This window comes from Methanobrevibacter sp., assembly GCF_045611865.1.
Taxonomy (GTDB): domain Archaea; phylum Methanobacteriota; class Methanobacteria; order Methanobacteriales; family Methanobacteriaceae; genus Methanocatella.
In genome coordinates this window covers 123,380-139,753 of record NZ_JAZKXX010000060.1, presented here as the reverse complement: position 1 = coordinate 139,753, position 16,374 = coordinate 123,380, and the positions used below count along the sequence as shown (strand labels likewise).

Below are 16,374 nucleotides of genomic sequence, written 5' to 3'. Positions count from 1 at the left end.
TTGAATATTCATCCAATATATCTTAAATCATCCGCATTTCCAGCATTAGCTTTATTAATTAAATCTTGTTCCATTTGCTGAGCTTTAGCAATCATTTCACGAGTTTCTTCAGCTCTTTCTTCTAATTTATCAACATTAATCTCAAAATTAAGTAATAATGATAATTTGTTTAAGATTCCTTCAGCAGATTCAGCATCAATGAAATAACCTGGAGTTTCACCCATAAGACAAGACCCGTGAATTCCCTGACGAACCCCCAAACCTAAAAACAGTCCGGAAGCACCGACAATTCCTCCATCATTGGATCTGATTTCAATTCCAGCTTCTCTTAATAACTCAATATTTGCATCGTTAGTGGCCGCACCAAAAACTTTTGGGTTTTCTACAGGCTGTCCTGTAGCCATGCCCCCTAATGTAAAGATTCTATCAATTCCAAATCCTGTAACATATTCAAGGATATCTTTACATACTAGATATTGTCCTTCAGGAGATAGTGCTTGAGTATTTCCAACGAGTATGATTAAATCTAAATTATCTTCACCAACATCTTTTAAGTAATATAACTCATTGAGCATATTTTCAATTACACCTTCATCTTTAACAAGAACTTGAGGTGGAAAAGTTGGAGAAAAGATTTCAGCAAATTTTGTTGCTCCTAACTCGTCAATCATATGATCAGCAGCTAATTTACCAACATGTCCAATACCAGGCAATGCTTCTATAAAAATTGGGTTTTCCAATTCAACTTCTTCTAAAACATTTATCTCAGCAGCGTTCATTACGCATTACTCCTTCATTGATTCTTTTTTCAAAATGCGACGATATTTACCGTATTTATCCTCAATTGAAAATTTTGGTGGATAGATAACCTTAAGTTTACCTCCGCATTTAGGACAAGCATCTTTTAAGGTATAAATGCCACATTCTGGGCATTTATTCATCTTCATATTCATAAAAATCTAGTTACCTAACTCTCTTAAGAAAGAACCGTTTCCATCAGATTCTTCTACAACTGCAATACATCTTTCAGCTGCAGATTTAAGAGCTTTTTCAGCTAATATGTAGTCAGTAGATTTTACAGTTATTCTGTATCTTGGAGCACCAACACATTGGACTTTAATCTCTTCTTCTTCATCACCATTATCTTCAGCAGCTTTAAGTGCAGAAATAATTATTTCAACACCATTCGGTACAAAAGTTTCAATATCGACATATCCGCTGATGTGAACTTCAGGCGGAGTGATGTTCTTTTGAGCTACTTCAGTAATAGCATCTGCCCAATCCTGTGGGATTCCTTCTTCAGTAAGTGATTCTACACCTTCATCAGCAGCAGTTTCAAAAGCTCCATAAACATCTCCAAAGATGTCCATAAGCTCATAACCTACTTCATCATATGCTTCATCTAAATCTTTATCTAATGATTTAGCAGATAATTCTAAAAATTTTTCAGCTTTTTGTTCAATTTTCCAATGTTGGATTTTTTTAGTTCTTTGGTCTTCACGAATCCTTTTTAAGGATGCATCTACATGCCCTTTTTTAGGATTTACTCTAAGAACACGACAGACGATTTTTTGATTTTCCCTAACGTGGTCTCTGATATTTTTTACCCAACCAGAAGATACTTCAGAAATATGAATGAAAGCTTCTTTGCCCTGATATTCTTCTAATTTAGCAAAAGCACCATAATTAAGAACTTTATAAACAGTACCAACAATAAGTTCTCCTTCATCAGGCCATTCTTGACTTTTTCTTACCATACTTTCACCAACATTATAAAATTTTAAAAAAATAAGTAAATAAGTTAAAAACTAGAAATCTAGTTTAAAACTTTTTCAATATGTGCAGTAATTTTTGCTTTAGCACCACGGGATTTGACAAGGGTTTTACCACAAATAATACATTTTACATCTGATGCTGCACGATCAAATATTACTTGCTCATTGTCACAATCTAAGCATTTAACTTTTAAAAAGTTTCCTCTACCATTACTAACCATGTTAATCACCTTATTTAGCTACAAATTCAGGTTTTCCTGTTCTGAAAGATTGTTTAATGTGGGATTTACCGCATTCTTTACATTTAAGTCTTAAGTCTAATTTCTTAACTGGTTTGTTTCCAGCAGGTAAAGGCCTTGGGTAACCTCTATAACCAGCAGTTACACGTCTGAATTGTCTTTGTCCCCAGGTTAATTCACTAGCTTTTCTTTTTTTAGCAGTGTGAACTTCATGCACTGTGTGTCTTTTACAGTGAGGACAGTATGTTCTTTTTTCTTTTGGTATTTTCATTTTTTCACCGTAATTAATAAGTCATTATAAATCTATCTATGAATTTATCTAAATCCTATTTATATCAAAAAACGTTAGAGATTAAAACTGCATTGTAACGCATCAAGTCTACAGACAGCAAAAATCCAAATTATAAAAAAATATAATTTTTTATTATCACAAATAGATACGTTAAATATATCTATTAATTAAGTTATTTAAAGGTAATGGAAAAATAGTTAAATTTTAACTTGACGACCCTTTCTATTTTTGAAAAATATTTTTGCATTTATCAATGGTAAGGTAACAATATCCTGAGGTCTGAATGGACCATAAACTTTCTCATCAACACCCACAATCTGACCTATTTCATCAAAAACAAGCATTGTAACTAATTCTGTATCCCTAGCTATTTTTTTAGATTCAAAATCATAAAATTCCTCTTGATTTGGATTATCTTCAATAGAATTATTCTGAACTGTTTCTTGAGGTTTTATTGCTTGTTTTTCTGGCTTTTGAACCTCTTCAATAGGTTTCATATCTTCTTTTTTCTCAACAGTAGATGTTAATGTATTTGTTTGAGGTTCAGATGGTTTAATAACTTTTTTCTCAGTGGAAACATCTTCATCATCAGATAATTTATCAAGTGAAATATTTCCCCTATGATTTTTTAAAGTATCGATTAGGGAAAAATAGAATTTTTCCTCTTCAGGAGTTAAATTTAAAGGAGTGGTATCCACTAAATCAAACTGGGGTTTGCCTGTAAACAAATGATAGGACCTATGAATATTAACAACAGCAGCATCAGTTATTTTATGTTCACGCCTTTCACAAATTTCAGTTGCAATAATTTGGGCTTCTTTAAGCTTAGCTGGGACATTTGAAAATGGATCTCTCATTGCTTGTTCTTTTAGCTTATCCATATATTCATGAATATCAACATAAAAGGTTTCGTCCACACGAGCTAATGTAGCGTTATTGCGCTCTTTTTTTTGAATTTTGCGTAAGTCCTGATAAAATTGATCCACTTAATACCATCTCTAAATATTAAATTTAAAAATAAAAAAAGATAAAACAAATGAAAACTATTCATCTGTTTCTAATCTAGGAGCAAGCAAGAAACTAAGCTTACCATCGCCAGTAACCATATTAAGGGTTAAACTTAATGGCATGTCGGTACCAAGACTAATTTCAGCTTCCTCTGAAAATTTATCTGCTTTAAGCATTTCTCTAATCTTGTCTAAAGAGAATAAAGATTTTGCATGTTCTTGGATATTTTCTCCATGAAGATATTTAATACTTGCATCACCAAATTCACCATCTGCAGATGCTATAAAGTAATCTTCATCGACTTGTAAAGCGATTTTATCAGAAAAGATATCGATATCGTTAATACAATCTTTTAAGATAGAGAAACGAACTTTGAATGTGGTTGGATGATTAATTTGAGGAGGAACAGGGTTATCGTATTCCATATCAATTAATCTTATTTTGAAAGTTCTTGTAGCATCACCTTCGAAAGTAATAATGAAATTACCTTCATCAACAGACATTAAAACTCTGTCTTGTGATTTTGCACGTTTTAGAACTCTCATAAACTCATCAGTGTCAATGTTAATCTTTTCAGGAACATCACAAACATATTCATCAAATAAACTAGATTTAAGTTCTAAATGTACGAAAGTTATGTGACTACGGTCTAAGGCATCTAATCTCATGCCTTCACTATCAGTTTGGATTTGTACTTCATCAACAATGGATGAAATAGCATCAAAACTTGTTTTTAATATACTAGAATCACTTAATTCTGCTTTAAACATAAATAATCCTCTATTTAATAATACTATTATATTTATTTTTCATATATAATAAGGTTTTTTATTCCAAACATGCCCTTTTCATAGAAGACACATATTCTTTTAAAGCTTCAGTTGCATTTTCTCCATGCTCTTCTATAATTTTAACAATAGCGCTTCCAACAATGACCCCATCAGCTATTTTAGAAATATTGGTTGCCTGTTCAGGAGTGTTTATTCCAAAACCAACAGCTAAAGGCAAATCAGTGACTTCACGAATATCAGATAATATTGAATTTAAGTCTGTTTTTATCTCAGCCCTCATACCAGTAACACCCAGTGATGAAACAACATAAATAAATCCTGATGCATCACTTGCAATCATTTTAATTCTTTCACTTGATGTTGGAGCAATTAAAGAAATAACATCAACATCATTTGCACGAGCAATATCTACGATTTCGCCTTTTTCTTCAAAAGGCAAGTCTGGAGAGATGATTCCATCAATTCCCAATTCTGCACATCTTTTAAAGAACTTTTCATAGCCGTAAAAGAATACTGGATTGATATAAGTTAAAAATACCAAAGGAATATCAGTTTTTTGGCGAACACGAGCTACAATATCAAATACATCATCAGTTGTTGTGTTATGTTTTAGTGCTCTTACATTTGCATCCTGAATAACTACCCCCTCGGCCATAGGATCTGAAAATGGAATGCCTATTTCAATTAAATCACAACCGGCTTCTTCCATAGCCAATATATATTCAACGGTTTTATCGATTGTTGGGTCACCTGCAGTTAAAAAACCGATGAATGCAGTTCCATCTTTAAATGCATTAGCTATTTTACTCATTTAAATCAACTCCTCTGTATTCTGCAATTGACCTGACGTCTTTATCCCCTCTTCCGGAAAGACATATCATAATAGTTTCATCCTTATTCATTTTTGGTGCTATTTTCATCGCATAAGCAACAGCATGTGCACTTTCAATAGCTGGAATGATTCCTTCCATTTTTGACAAATATTCAAATGCATCCACGGCTTCCTCATCAGTTACTGGAACATATTCCGCCCTACCCGTATCTCTTAAGTAAGCATGTTCCGGACCAACACCAGGATAGTCAAGACCTGCGGAGACTGAATAAACAGGAGCGATTTGACCATAATCTCCTTGGTTGAAAATTGACTTCATCCCATGAAATATTCCAATTTTACCCTTAGTCAGTGCCGCTGCATTATATGGAGTATCAATACCTTTTCCTCCAGCTTCACAACCGATTAATTTTACATCTTCATCTTCTATGAAATTATAAAATGCGCCCATTGCATTACTTCCTCCACCAACACATGCAATTACTGCATCTGGAAGTTTGCCTTCCTTATCCAAAAATTGTTGGCGAGCTTCTGCACTTATTACTGCTTGAAAATCACGAACAATCATTGGAAATGGGTGAGGCCCCATTGTTGATCCTATTACATAATTAGTATCATGAACTCTTGCAATCCAATCTCTGAATGCATCGTTTACTGCATCTTTTAGTGTTTTTGTTCCTGACTTAACTGAATGTACTTTTGCTCCGAGCAATTCCATTCTATAAACATTTAATGCTTGCCTTTTGGTATCAACTTCACCCATGAATACTTCACATTCCATGTCTAAAAGTGCTGCAGCAGTTGCTGTTGCAACACCGTGCTGGCCGGCACCAGTTTCTGCAATGACTCTTGTTTTTCCCATTTTTTTAGCAAGCAATACCTGACCTAAAACATTGTTAATCTTGTGAGCCCCAGTATGGTTTAAATCTTCACGTTTTAAATAGATTTTCGCCCCACCAAGGTCTTCAGTCATTCGTTTAGCATAATATAATAAAGAAGGACGTCCAGCATATTCTTTTAATAGAGTATTCAATTCTTCTACAAATTCTGGATCGTTCATGTAGTGATTATACTGCTCTTCTAAATAAATCAATTCATTCATTAATGTTTCAGATATGTATTGGCCTCCATATTCTCCATATCTTCCTTTACTCAATTTATAACCTCCATTATCTCTTTAATTTTACTTTCATCTTTAAATCCATCAGTTTCAAGGCTTGAACTTAAATCAATAGCATAGGGATTAAATTCACCAATAGCTTCAACAACATTTGAGCTATTTAAACCTCCAGCTAAGAAAAATTTCTTTTTCAAATCTTTTCTTATCAGCCGCCAGTCAAAGGTTTTTCCACTGCCTTTTCCACTATCTAGTAATAAATAATCAGCTTGAGAATCATCATAACTTAATAAATCCGTATTCTGTGTGATTTCAATAGCTTTAATAATTTTTAATTTGCAATTAGTTTTTTCTTTAAGGATTTTTATATAGTCTTCACTTTCACTCCCATGAAGCTGAGCAATTTCAATTATCCCAGTATTAAACAATTCCACTATTTCTTCTTGAGGAGCATCTACAAAAACACCAACTGAAATAATGTTTGAGTCTAAATTATTCTTTAATTTACTGGCCAAATCATGTGAGACTTTTCTTTTTGAATCTGCAAATACAAAACCAATATAATCAGGTTTATACATATTTACAATTTCTATATCTTCTAATCTTTTAAGTCCGCAGATTTTGATTTTAACCATTCTTCAACTCCGAAATCATAGCCTTTTTATCTTCACATTTCATCAAAGTTTCACCTATTAAAACTGCATCGACATCATTTTCTTTTAATCTGGCGATGTCTTCAGCTGTTTTAATGCCACTTTCAGAAATAAATATCACATCACCACTAACACATCTACGTAGGTTGATACTATTTTCAATGTCTACAGTGAAATCATTTAAATTTCTATTGTTCACACCGATAATTTCGGCCCCGACAGTCATTGCACGCATAATTTCATCACCGTCATGAGCTTCAACAATTGCAGAAAGACCTAAATCATGAGCCAAATCCAGATATTTCTTTAACTGTACAACATCTAAAATAGAAACAATCAATAAGACTGCTGAAGCTCCAAGCAATTTAGCCTCCCAAATCATATACTCATCAACGACAAAGTCTTTTCTTAAAACTGGAATGCTAACTTCATTTGCTATTTCTTTTAAATAATCGTCGGAACCTTTAAAAAAGTAAGGTTCTGTTAAAACTGAAATTGCACTAGCTCCTGCATCTTCATATTCTTTTGCAATAGCAAGATAGTCAAAGTCTTCAGCAATTAAACCTTTTGAAGGTGATGCTTTTTTAACTTCAGCAATAATTGAAATATCCTCTTCACTTAATGCTTTTTTAAATGAAAACTCATCAGTAACTTCAATTAAAGAAACTGCATCTTTAAGTTCATCTAAAGACATTATTCCTTTTGATACTTCTACTCTTTCTTTAGTTTTCTCAACAATTTCATCTAACATAATAATCAGCTGTTTGTAAATTCAATGAATTTTTCAAGTTGTTCCAATGCTTTTCCAGAATCAATAATTTCTTCGGCTAATTCAACGCCTTCTTTTAGTGATTCGACTTTTCCTGCAACATATAATCCTGCAGCAGAGTTTAAAAGTACAGCATTTCTTTTTGGTCCTTTTTCACCAGTTAAAATTGATAATGTGATTTTAGCATTTTCTCTTGCATCTCCACCAACCAAATCTTCTTTAGAAGCAATTTCCATTCCGAAATATTCTGGTGAAATTTCATAAGACATTGTTTTACCATCTTTAAGTTCACATACAAATGTTTTATCACTGGCTGAAATTTCATCCATTCCATCTAAACCATAAACAGACAAAGCGGATTCAACACCCAAATTCTTTAAAACATCGATTAACGGCTCTACCAAATCCTTTTCATAAACTCCCAATACCTGCATTGATGCTCCGGCAGGATTGGTTAGTGGCCCCAGAATATTGAAAATTGTCCTAATTGACAATTCTTTTCTAACATTTGCCACGTATTTCATTGATAAATGATAGTTTTGAGCAAATAAAAAACATAAATTAATTTCTTTTAAGCATCTTAAGCTTTTTTCAGGTTCAATATAAATATTAACGCCTAACTGCTCAAGCACATCAGCGGCGCCACATTTACTTGAAGCAGATCTGTTTCCATGTTTTGCGACCGGAACACCTGCCGCTGAGATGACAATTGATGAAGTTGTTGAAATATTAAATGTATTTGAACCATCCCCCCCAGTTCCAACAATTTCTAAAACTTTTTCGTCATTTAATAATCTTACACAGTGGGCCCTCATTGCTTCAGCAGATGCAGTAATTTCTTCAATTGTTTCTCCTTTCATAGACATTGCTGTTAGGTAAGCGCTCATTTGAACTTCACTTGCCTCACCACTCATGATTTCATCCATGGTCTGATATGCTTCATCATAGGTTAAATCTTCATGTTTGTAAACTTTTAAAATTGCTTCTTTAATCATAAAATACCTCTGTTAACTTTTTCTATGAAATTTTCAATAATTTTTAAACCATCTGGTGTTAATATTGACTCTGGATGGAACTGAAGGCCATAAACATTGAAATCCTTGTGTTTGACTGCCATGATCTCACCATCGTCTTTTGCTTTTGAAATAATTTCCAAACAATCCGGAAGAGTCTCCTTAACTAGGCTTAATGAATGATATCTACCAACGTTTATCTGTGTAGGCAATCCTTTAAAAATAAAATCATAATCTAAGAATATATCTGATGATTTTCCATGCATTAGTCTTTTTGCATGAGATATTTCACCTCCAAATGCTGCACAGATTGCTTGATGGCCCAAACAAACCCCTAAAATTGGAATTTTATTGTGAAATTCCTTAACCAAATCTATACAAATTCCTGCATTCTCTGGTTTTCCAGGCCCAGGAGATAAGATAATTGCCTCAGGATTCAAATCATTGATTTCATCGATTGTAATTTTATCGTTTCTAAAAACTTGAATATCTGAATTAACTTGACCTATTAATTGGAATAAGTTATATGAAAAACTATCATAATTATCTATTAAAAGAATCATTCTATCCCCCCATCAGCAATTTTCAATGCATTTACTACAGCTGCAGCTTTATTTAAGGATTCTTCAAATTCATTATCAGGAATGCTGTCTGCAACAATTCCTGCTCCCGAACGTATGAACACCTTATTATTTCGGGCAAATGCTATTCTAATTGAAATACATGTGTCAATATTTCCACTTAAATCAACATATCCTATGGCTCCACCATAAATTCCACGTTTATTGTCTTCAAGTTCATTAATAATTTCACATGCCCTTATTTTTGGGGCTCCTGACAATGTTCCAGCAGGTAAAATTGAATCAATAGCCGTAAGTGATTCCAAATCACTTCTTAAGGTTCCTGTAACTGTTGAGCCTATATGCATTACATGTGAAAATCTTTCAATTGACATGTATTTATCAACACTGACAGATCCAATTTCAGATATTCTTCCAATGTCATTTCTTCCCAAATCTACCAACATGTTATGTTCTGCAAGTTCCTTTTCGTCTGCAAGCAAATCTTTTTCCAGTTCCAGATCCTCCTGTTCTGTTTTTCCGCGAGGTCTTGTACCGGCAAGTGGAAAAGTGTATAATTTTTTATCCGTCAATTTGACCAGAGTTTCAGGAGAAGCGCCGGCTATTTCAATATCATCACTTGAAAAGTAAAACATGTATGGAGAGGGATTTGTTGTTCTTAAAACCCTATATGTATCAAATAGACTTCCTGTGATGTCGGCTTCGATTTTATTTGAAAGTACAACTTGGAAAATATCTCCTTCACGAATATATTCCTTTGCTTTTAGAACCATATCACAATATTTTTCACGTGAAAACACTGGTTTGAAATCTGATTTTAATTCCAACGGTTTAATTTCAGGTTTTTTACCATTTTTTATTAAATCTGCTAAATCATTTAATTCATTGCATGTTTTTTCATAATTAGCTTCCAGATCATCAGTTTTCATGTTAGCAATTAGAATAATTTTTTGTTTGAAATTGTCGAATGCAATAACCTTATCAAACAGCATTAAATCAATGTCTTTGAATCCATCTTGGTTTTCAGCATCCAATTTAAGTGAAGGTTCTGAATATTTAATATAATCATAAGCGAAATAACCCACAAACCCTCCTGTAAATGGAGGCAAATAATTTAATTTAGGAGATTTATTCTTTTTGACCAACTCCTTAATTACTTCACCAGGATTATTGGTTTTGATTATTTTTTCATCATCTGTGAGTTTTTCAAAGTTTTCATCACCCTTTATTATGACTTCACCATCTTGACATGTGAACTCTAAAAGAGGATTAAAACCTAAAAAACTGTATCTTCCCCATTTTTGTGAATCCTCAATACTTTCCAACATGTAAGTATGTTTACTAATACCTTTTAAAATTCTTAAAACTTCGATAGGAGTTGCAATATCTGAAAATAACTCATAAGATACTGGAATCCGTTTATATTCCTTATTTTTTGCAATTTTTTTTACTTCATCTAAACTTGGGGAAAACATTCTATCACTTAATTAAATTATTAGTATAATGTACTATTTAAAACCTTGTTGTAACTTTTTGTACATTGATAAAAAAATTTTAAAAAAAATTTAATCCATTTTGTCTTGTTGTTGACTAAATTGGATTACAATTTTTTTGATTTCACGACTTTCCAAATAAGGTAATTTTTCTGTAATCTCATTTTCCAAATCCCTATGTAATTGAAGTCTTTTTTCGGCATATTCTTCGCCTTCAAATTCTTTTTTGTATTGCTTATTTAAATTAGAATATTTTGTTATTAAAGGTTGAAGGATTGATCCAATATCCTTATCCAACTGATCATTGATGAGTTTTCTTTTTCTAATTTCACTAACATATCCAACAACAGTGATAAAGAATCCTAAAACGGTTACAGTTAATGCCGGGACAAATATCTTTTCATTGTCAATGAAAAGAACTGTTAATACGATACCAATGAAAATTAAAAGAATACCTATTTTTCTTATATCCATAGTAAAACTCCCTTATAGGATATTTTAACTTTGATTATTATTAATATTATTCCATTGCCTAGAAATTGAAATGAAAATAATTACAAATGAAATAATAGCCAATATAGAAACTGAATAAATCAAGATAGAATTTGTAAACAAAAGATTTTGACTGTCAAAAGCAACAATACTTTCTGCTAATAGATTATTTAAGAAATGGGCAAACATCGGAACAAATATATTATCTGTTTTCAAATATAAAATGGCCATACAAAATGCAAAGATAAATGCGGATGTTATGGAACCAAAACTATGTAAAGCAGCAAACAATAGAGAAGTTATCACTATTGCAAACTTCGTTGGAACAAATAAATTCATCCTGTTCAACATTACCCCTCTAAAAATCAACTCTTCACTAATCGGTGAAACAACGATTATTGCAATTACTCCAAATGCCAAGCTTAAAGAATTATTCAAATATATTGAAGAAATTGGGAAACTTACTAAAAAATTTAAGCTAGGAAAAGCCATCAAAATAAAATTTGCCAGGTATAAAAAGCCATATGACAAGAATATGTTTAAAATAACAACCAAAAGGATGGATTTCATTGAATCTTTTAAAAAAACCTCTTTTAAATCATCCTTTAAAGATGAAAAGGAATTTCTCAGCTTAAAAATAAAATAAAAAATTATCAAAATATACATTGCTTTAGAATCTAGTGAAATAATGTTTAAAGATTTTAAAACCTGAAAAATAATAAAAATAGAAATTATTAGAATACATAATTCTTTTAAAGTAATGTTTTTTAAAGTTTCATTAATTAAGGACATATTATCAAATTAATACTTTATCAAATAAGACATTAGGCTAGCTATCCAATTGTAAAATTTGATTGATAAAAAAAAGATAAGTGGAACTATCCTCAAATTATTCTTCATTCTTCTTCCAATTGAAACACATCTTCAATATACTGTTTACCCAATATCTTTGTAATTTTATAGGCTAATAATAAGGAAGGGTTATAGCGAGCGTTTTCTAAAGCATTTATTGTTTGACGAGTAACACCAACAGAATCTGCTAACTCTTGTTGAGTAATTCCTTTCTCTTGGCGAAATTGTCGAATTTTTGTTTCCAAAAAATCACCTAATCATATACTAGTATACTATTATCTTATTTATGAATAATATAAATGTTTCTCAAATTAACAAATATTTAACAATTTTATGAAAAATTTTTAACTTTTAATCATAACTATTATAATTTAACCAATTTTTTATTAAATCATTATTTTTAAGTGCACTATAGATAATAGGATATTCCTTACTTCAATTAAGAGATTGAAAAGAAATAGCCAAATTTAAACAAAATTAAATTAAAATTATGTGAAAGTTAAAATGATTTTTAAAATAAGGATAAAATAATTAAAATATGAAAATCAAATATTAATTATAATAATTTTAATGAGATGATAAAATATGGCTATACACCCTATAGAATTTAGGTATGGTACTCCCGAAATGAAAAGAATTTGGGAAGAAGAAAATAAATTACAAAGAATGTTGGATGTGGAATCTGCATTAGCTCAAGCAGAAGCTAAACTCGGAATTATACCTCAAGAAGTAGCAGACGAAATAGCTGCTAAAGCTAATACTGATTATGTAAAGTTAGAAAGAGTTAAAGCTATTGAAGCTGAAACTAATCACGATATCGCAGCTTTATCAAAAGGAATTACTGAAGTATGTGAAAATGGTGCTGGTGAATATGTGCACTTTGGAGCTACCTCCAATGATATCGTAGACAGTTCAAATTCATTATTAATCAAAGACTCAATCGATGTATTAAAAGAAAAATTAGAAAGATTAACTAAAATAATGCTTGATTTAGCAAGCGAACACAAAATGAAAGTATGTATTGGACGTACACACGGACAACATGCACTTCCAACAACCTATGGAATGAAATTTGGTCTTTGGGCAGATGAACTCCACAGACAATATGACAGATTAGAACATGCAGAATCAAACGTATGTGTTGGAATGATGGATGGGGCTGTCGGTACTACTGCAGCTTTAGGTGAACAAGGTTGGGAAATTCACAAAAGTGTTGCAGAAATTTTAGGACTTCCTGCAGCAACAATTACAAACCAAGTTGTTCAAAGAGACAACCATGTTGAATTCATCAGTGTTTTAGCCAATATCGCAAGTACCTTAGATAAAATCGCATTAGAAATCAGAAGCCTCCAAAGAACCGAACTCATGGAAGTTGGAGAATACTTCGATCCAGAAAAACAAGTTGGTAGTAGTACAATGCCACACAAAATGAATCCTATTACTGCTGAAAGAATTTGTGGTGTTGCAAGAATTGTTAAATCCTATGTAAATGCAGCATTAGACAACAACCCACTCTGGCACGAAAGAGATTTAACAAACTCCTCTTGTGAAAGAATCATGTTCCCTGAAAGTTGTATTTTAACTGATTACATTTTAAACTTAACAATTAAATTAATGAGCAATTTAGTATTTTATGATGAAAACATCGAAAGAAACTTAAATTTAACTAACGGTTTAATCATGGCTGAAAGATTAATGGCTGAACTTACCCGTGCTGGAATGGGAAAACAAACTGCATACGGAATTGTAAGGAAAAATGCTATTAAAGCCAACAAAGAAAAATTATTACTCGGCGAGTTAATTTTAGAAGATGCAGATGTTCAAAAATACTTAACTCAAGAAGATGTCGATAAAATAATGGATCCTCACACCTACATCGGGTCTATTCCAACCATTATTGATGAATTACTTGAACAATCAAAAGAATGGTTTTAAAAATTAAAAATAGAATTAATTGATTTAAATCAATTAATTTTTACTTCTTTTTATCTCCGGAACATATCTCTTAAGCATCAATGAAAGAGATATAACTGTTACAGAACTCATCGCCATTGCGAGACCTGCAAGGGCAGGTTCAAATGTTATTCCAAATGAAGGATATAAAACACCTGCTGCAACTGGAATTAGTATAGAATTATAAGCAAATGCCCAGAAAATGTTTTCCTTTATTCTTCTCATTACTTTTTTAGAAAACTGCACTGCAGCAACAACATTTTCCAAGTCCCCCTCCATTACAACAATATCTCCACTTTCCATAGCAATATCAGTACCATTTCCCATGGCGACACCAATATCTGCCTGTGTTAGTGCAGGAGCATCGTTGATACCATCTCCAACAAATAATACTTTTTTAGTGTGATTTGCTTGAGTCTGTTTTACAATATCTAATTTGTTTTCTGGAAGAATTCCTGCCTTTACACTATCAATTCCAACTTCACGGGCCACATTAACTGCAGTGGATTCATTATCTCCTGTAAGCATATATGTTTCAACGCCCATTTTATGCAATTCATCAACCGTTCTTTTAGAATTAGCCTTAATTTTATCAGACAAACTTAAGATGCCTTTAACAGAATTATCTTTAGCTAAAAAGATAATTGTTTTACTTAAACTTTCAAGTTCATGATATTTTTCAACCAATTCTTCAGATACATCAATATTTTGAGACTCCATTAAAGATAAATTACCAGCTAAAACCTCACTTCCATTAATTTCAGCCTTCAAACCTTTACCTGTCACATTTTCAAAACTGGAAGTCTGATTTAAATCTAAATTCAACTCTTTAGATTTGTTCACAATGGCTTTTGCAATTGGATGTGTGGAATTCTGTTCGATACTTGCTGCAAGCCTAATTAACTCATCTTCGCTAATTCCATAAGCAATAATGTCATCAACTTCAGGTTTTCCTTCTGTTATTGTACCTGTTTTATCAAAAGCAGCAACATCAATTTGACCGGCATTTTCCAAGATATCCCCATTTTTAATTAGAATACCAAATTCAGCAGCCCTTCCAACACCTACAGTAACTGCAGTTGGAGTTGCAAGGCCCAATGCACATGGACAGGCCACAACAAGAATTGAAATTAAACATGTAAGTGAGAACAATAAGGAGGCACCTAAAACAAGATACCAAATTAAGAAAACTACAATAGCTATTGTTAAAATAACCGGAATAAAGTATGTAACAATTGTATTTGCGAATTTTTGAACTGGAGGTCTTGAAGACTGCGCTTTTTCAACTAAACGAATAATATTTGATAAAACTGTCTCTTTACCAATCTTTTTAGCCCTAATATGCAGAACCCCGTCTTGGTTAATGGTTCCTGCAAATACCTCTTCACCGTCTTTTTTAACTTTAGGAATTGGTTCACCATTAATCATTGATTCATCAACATAGGACTCCCCACCTACAACATCACCGTCAACTGGAATCTTTTCACCAGGTTTTACCAAAAGCAAATCATCCAAAACAATGTCTGCTATTGAAACTTCTTTTTGAGAAATTATTTCCCCATTTTCATCAACTTCAATTGCTGTTGCCACAGTTGGCTGAAGGCCAATCAATTCACGGATTGAATCAGAGGTTCTTTTCTTAGCTCTTGCTTCCAGATACCTTCCAATCATTAAAAAAGATGGAAGCATAACGGCCGAATCATAAAACATGAAGGAATGATCCAAAACAATGTGGAAAGTTCCTAAAATACTTGAAACATAGGCAACCATAATACCCATTGAATACATTACATCCATATTCAGGTTTTTATGCATTAATCCATTTGCTCCAGCTTTTAAAATTGGTAAAGACACATATAAAAATGGAGCTATACTTACAATTAATGATAATAATCCCATTGAGGAAATATTAAGTCCTGTTGACTGTTTAATAGATTGGGTTACACCCATTAATGGATCCCATCCACTAAACATTAAAACCATTAAAATACCAGAAAATATTAATCCAACTATGATTCTATTGCGTTTGTCCTTCAAATCTTTTTGATAAATGGCTTCTTCATCGATTTCTGTTTGACCTTCAATGCCTAAAAGCTCAAAACCCAATGATTCAATTGTTTTTTCAATTTCATCCATATCAACTTTGGATGCATCATATCTGATTTTTGCAGATTGAGAAGTTAAATCTGCTTTAACATCAAAAATACCGTCTAATCTAATTAAAAAATTCTCAACATTCATTGTACATGAAGCACAATGCATACCTTGAATTCTTAATGTCATTTCATCAGAATGAAGTTCAAAACCAAGGTTTTTAACCAATCTCTCCATTTCTTCATAGGAAATCTTTTTAGTGTTAACAGTTAAATGCAATTTATTTGCTGCAAGGTCTGCATCGACTTCTTCTACACCTTCAATTTTTTCAAATGTTTTATTTACACTTAAAACGCAAGAAGCACAGTGCATTCCTTCAATTGGTAAATCCATATGTTTGTGTTTTACCATGATATCAAC

At 32.2% G+C, this 16,374-nt stretch carries 19 protein-coding genes; 1 reads left to right on the top strand and 18 read right to left on the bottom strand.

Annotated elements, in window-relative coordinates; genetic code table 11:
• Nucleotides 1–8: 8 nt before the first annotated feature.
• From ACKI32_RS06365 to ACKI32_RS06285, 17 genes are all read right to left on the bottom strand, one after another.
• Nucleotides 9–779, bottom strand: coding sequence for a proteasome assembly chaperone family protein (locus ACKI32_RS06365; protein ID WP_407414637.1), 771 nt, complete (start codon nucleotides 777–779; stop codon nucleotides 9–11).
• 6 nt (nucleotides 780–785) lie between these two features.
• Entirely contained in the window at nucleotides 786–953 is a 168-nt protein-coding gene (locus tag ACKI32_RS06360) for an RNA-protein complex protein Nop10 (protein ID WP_292785157.1), read from the bottom strand.
• A 6-nt stretch (nucleotides 954–959) separates the two neighbouring features.
• Nucleotides 960–1,757, bottom strand: a complete 798-nt coding sequence (locus tag ACKI32_RS06355) for a translation initiation factor IF-2 subunit alpha (RefSeq protein ID WP_407414635.1) — start codon at nucleotides 1,755–1,757, stop codon at nucleotides 960–962.
• A 59-nt stretch (nucleotides 1,758–1,816) separates the two neighbouring features.
• Nucleotides 1,817–1,996: a 30S ribosomal protein S27e gene (locus tag ACKI32_RS06350; protein WP_303345555.1), complete on the bottom strand. Its 180-nt coding sequence runs from the start codon at nucleotides 1,994–1,996 to the stop codon at nucleotides 1,817–1,819.
• A 10-nt stretch (nucleotides 1,997–2,006) separates the two neighbouring features.
• A complete protein-coding gene (locus ACKI32_RS06345; RefSeq protein WP_292739056.1) occupies nucleotides 2,007–2,285 on the bottom strand; it encodes a 50S ribosomal protein L44e in 279 nt (92 codons plus the stop codon).
• 218 nt (nucleotides 2,286–2,503) lie between these two features.
• Nucleotides 2,504–3,292, bottom strand: coding sequence for a hypothetical protein (locus tag ACKI32_RS06340; protein WP_407414633.1), 789 nt, complete (start codon nucleotides 3,290–3,292; stop codon nucleotides 2,504–2,506).
• A gap of 57 nt (nucleotides 3,293–3,349) precedes the next feature.
• Complete coding sequence (gene pcn, locus ACKI32_RS06335; protein ID WP_407414631.1) at nucleotides 3,350–4,084, bottom strand: proliferating cell nuclear antigen (pcna); 735 nt, start codon at nucleotides 4,082–4,084, stop codon at nucleotides 3,350–3,352.
• 58 nt (nucleotides 4,085–4,142) lie between these two features.
• Nucleotides 4,143–4,916: a tryptophan synthase subunit alpha gene (gene trpA / locus ACKI32_RS06330; protein ID WP_407414629.1), complete on the bottom strand. Its 774-nt coding sequence runs from the start codon at nucleotides 4,914–4,916 to the stop codon at nucleotides 4,143–4,145.
• Nucleotides 4,909–6,093 carry a tryptophan synthase subunit beta gene (trpB, locus tag ACKI32_RS06325; RefSeq protein WP_407414627.1) on the bottom strand — a complete coding sequence of 395 codons (1,185 nt, stop codon included), beginning with the start codon at nucleotides 6,091–6,093 and terminating at the stop codon, nucleotides 4,909–4,911. Before trpB ends, trpA begins: the two co-directional genes overlap by 8 nt.
• A complete protein-coding gene (locus ACKI32_RS06320) occupies nucleotides 6,090–6,689 on the bottom strand; it encodes a phosphoribosylanthranilate isomerase (protein WP_407414625.1) in 600 nt (199 codons plus the stop codon). Before ACKI32_RS06320 ends, trpB begins: the two co-directional genes overlap by 4 nt.
• Nucleotides 6,682–7,458, bottom strand: coding sequence for an indole-3-glycerol phosphate synthase TrpC (trpC, locus tag ACKI32_RS06315; RefSeq protein WP_407414623.1), 777 nt, complete (start codon nucleotides 7,456–7,458; stop codon nucleotides 6,682–6,684). Before trpC ends, ACKI32_RS06320 begins: the two co-directional genes overlap by 8 nt.
• Nucleotides 7,459–7,463: 5 nt before the next feature.
• A complete protein-coding gene (gene trpD / locus ACKI32_RS06310; protein ID WP_407414621.1) occupies nucleotides 7,464–8,471 on the bottom strand; it encodes an anthranilate phosphoribosyltransferase in 1,008 nt (335 codons plus the stop codon).
• Nucleotides 8,468–9,052, bottom strand: coding sequence for an anthranilate synthase component II (locus ACKI32_RS06305; RefSeq protein ID WP_407414619.1), 585 nt, complete (start codon nucleotides 9,050–9,052; stop codon nucleotides 8,468–8,470). The genes trpD and ACKI32_RS06305 overlap by 4 nt, the downstream gene beginning before the upstream one ends.
• The gene (trpE, locus tag ACKI32_RS06300; RefSeq protein WP_407414617.1) at nucleotides 9,049–10,545 is read right to left on the bottom strand and encodes an anthranilate synthase component I; all 1,497 of its coding nucleotides are present in this window, start codon (nucleotides 10,543–10,545) and stop codon (nucleotides 9,049–9,051) included. Before trpE ends, ACKI32_RS06305 begins: the two co-directional genes overlap by 4 nt.
• A gap of 90 nt (nucleotides 10,546–10,635) precedes the next feature.
• On the bottom strand, nucleotides 10,636–11,037 hold the full coding sequence (locus tag ACKI32_RS06295) for a hypothetical protein (RefSeq protein ID WP_407414615.1): 402 nt from the start codon (nucleotides 11,035–11,037) through the stop codon (nucleotides 10,636–10,638).
• Between the two features lie 24 nt (nucleotides 11,038–11,061).
• A complete protein-coding gene (locus ACKI32_RS06290; RefSeq protein WP_407414821.1) occupies nucleotides 11,062–11,547 on the bottom strand; it encodes a CPBP family intramembrane glutamic endopeptidase in 486 nt (161 codons plus the stop codon).
• Between the two features lie 404 nt (nucleotides 11,548–11,951).
• A complete protein-coding gene (locus ACKI32_RS06285; RefSeq protein WP_407414613.1) occupies nucleotides 11,952–12,152 on the bottom strand; it encodes a helix-turn-helix transcriptional regulator in 201 nt (66 codons plus the stop codon).
• Nucleotides 12,153–12,492: 340 nt separating this feature from the next.
• On the opposite strand from ACKI32_RS06285, the gene purB reads away from it, so the two are divergent.
• Nucleotides 12,493–13,842 (top strand): adenylosuccinate lyase, encoded by a 1,350-nt coding sequence (gene purB, locus ACKI32_RS06280; protein ID WP_407414611.1) that lies wholly within the window; start codon nucleotides 12,493–12,495, stop codon nucleotides 13,840–13,842.
• A 33-nt stretch (nucleotides 13,843–13,875) separates the two neighbouring features.
• Here the strand turns inward: purB and ACKI32_RS06275 are convergent, their stop codons facing one another.
• On the bottom strand, nucleotides 13,876–16,365 hold the full coding sequence (locus ACKI32_RS06275) for a heavy metal translocating P-type ATPase (protein ID WP_407414609.1): 2,490 nt from the start codon (nucleotides 16,363–16,365) through the stop codon (nucleotides 13,876–13,878).
• Between the last annotated feature and the right edge of the window lie 9 nt (nucleotides 16,366–16,374).

Bases quoted from the DNA above. Each gene is read 5' to 3' on its own strand.
- ACKI32_RS06365 (WP_407414637.1), bottom strand. From the start codon at position 779: ATGAACGCTGCTGAGATAAATGTTTTAGAAGAAGTTGAATTGGAAAAC.
- ACKI32_RS06305 (WP_407414619.1), bottom strand. From the start codon at position 9,052: ATGATTCTTTTAATAGATAATTATGATAGTTTTTCATATAACTTATTC.
- trpD (WP_407414621.1), bottom strand. From the start codon at position 8,471: ATGATTAAAGAAGCAATTTTAAAAGTTTACAAACATGAAGATTTAACC.
- ACKI32_RS06290 (WP_407414821.1), bottom strand. From the start codon at position 11,547: ATGGCTTTTCCTAGCTTAAATTTTTTAGTAAGTTTCCCAATTTCTTCA.
- purB (WP_407414611.1), top strand. From the start codon at position 12,493: ATGGCTATACACCCTATAGAATTTAGGTATGGTACTCCCGAAATGAAA.
- ACKI32_RS06350 (WP_303345555.1), bottom strand. From the start codon at position 1,996: ATGGTTAGTAATGGTAGAGGAAACTTTTTAAAAGTTAAATGCTTAGAT.
- pcn (WP_407414631.1), bottom strand. From the start codon at position 4,084: ATGTTTAAAGCAGAATTAAGTGATTCTAGTATATTAAAAACAAGTTTT.
- ACKI32_RS06295 (WP_407414615.1), bottom strand. From the start codon at position 11,037: ATGGATATAAGAAAAATAGGTATTCTTTTAATTTTCATTGGTATCGTA.
- trpA (WP_407414629.1), bottom strand. From the start codon at position 4,916: ATGAGTAAAATAGCTAATGCATTTAAAGATGGAACTGCATTCATCGGT.
- ACKI32_RS06320 (WP_407414625.1), bottom strand. From the start codon at position 6,689: ATGGTTAAAATCAAAATCTGCGGACTTAAAAGATTAGAAGATATAGAA.
- trpE (WP_407414617.1), bottom strand. From the start codon at position 10,545: ATGTTTTCCCCAAGTTTAGATGAAGTAAAAAAAATTGCAAAAAATAAG.
- ACKI32_RS06355 (WP_407414635.1), bottom strand. From the start codon at position 1,757: ATGGTAAGAAAAAGTCAAGAATGGCCTGATGAAGGAGAACTTATTGTT.
- ACKI32_RS06275 (WP_407414609.1), bottom strand. From the start codon at position 16,365: ATGGTAAAACACAAACATATGGATTTACCAATTGAAGGAATGCACTGT.
- ACKI32_RS06360 (WP_292785157.1), bottom strand. From the start codon at position 953: ATGAATATGAAGATGAATAAATGCCCAGAATGTGGCATTTATACCTTA.
- trpC (WP_407414623.1), bottom strand. From the start codon at position 7,458: ATGTTAGATGAAATTGTTGAGAAAACTAAAGAAAGAGTAGAAGTATCA.
- ACKI32_RS06345 (WP_292739056.1), bottom strand. From the start codon at position 2,285: ATGAAAATACCAAAAGAAAAAAGAACATACTGTCCTCACTGTAAAAGA.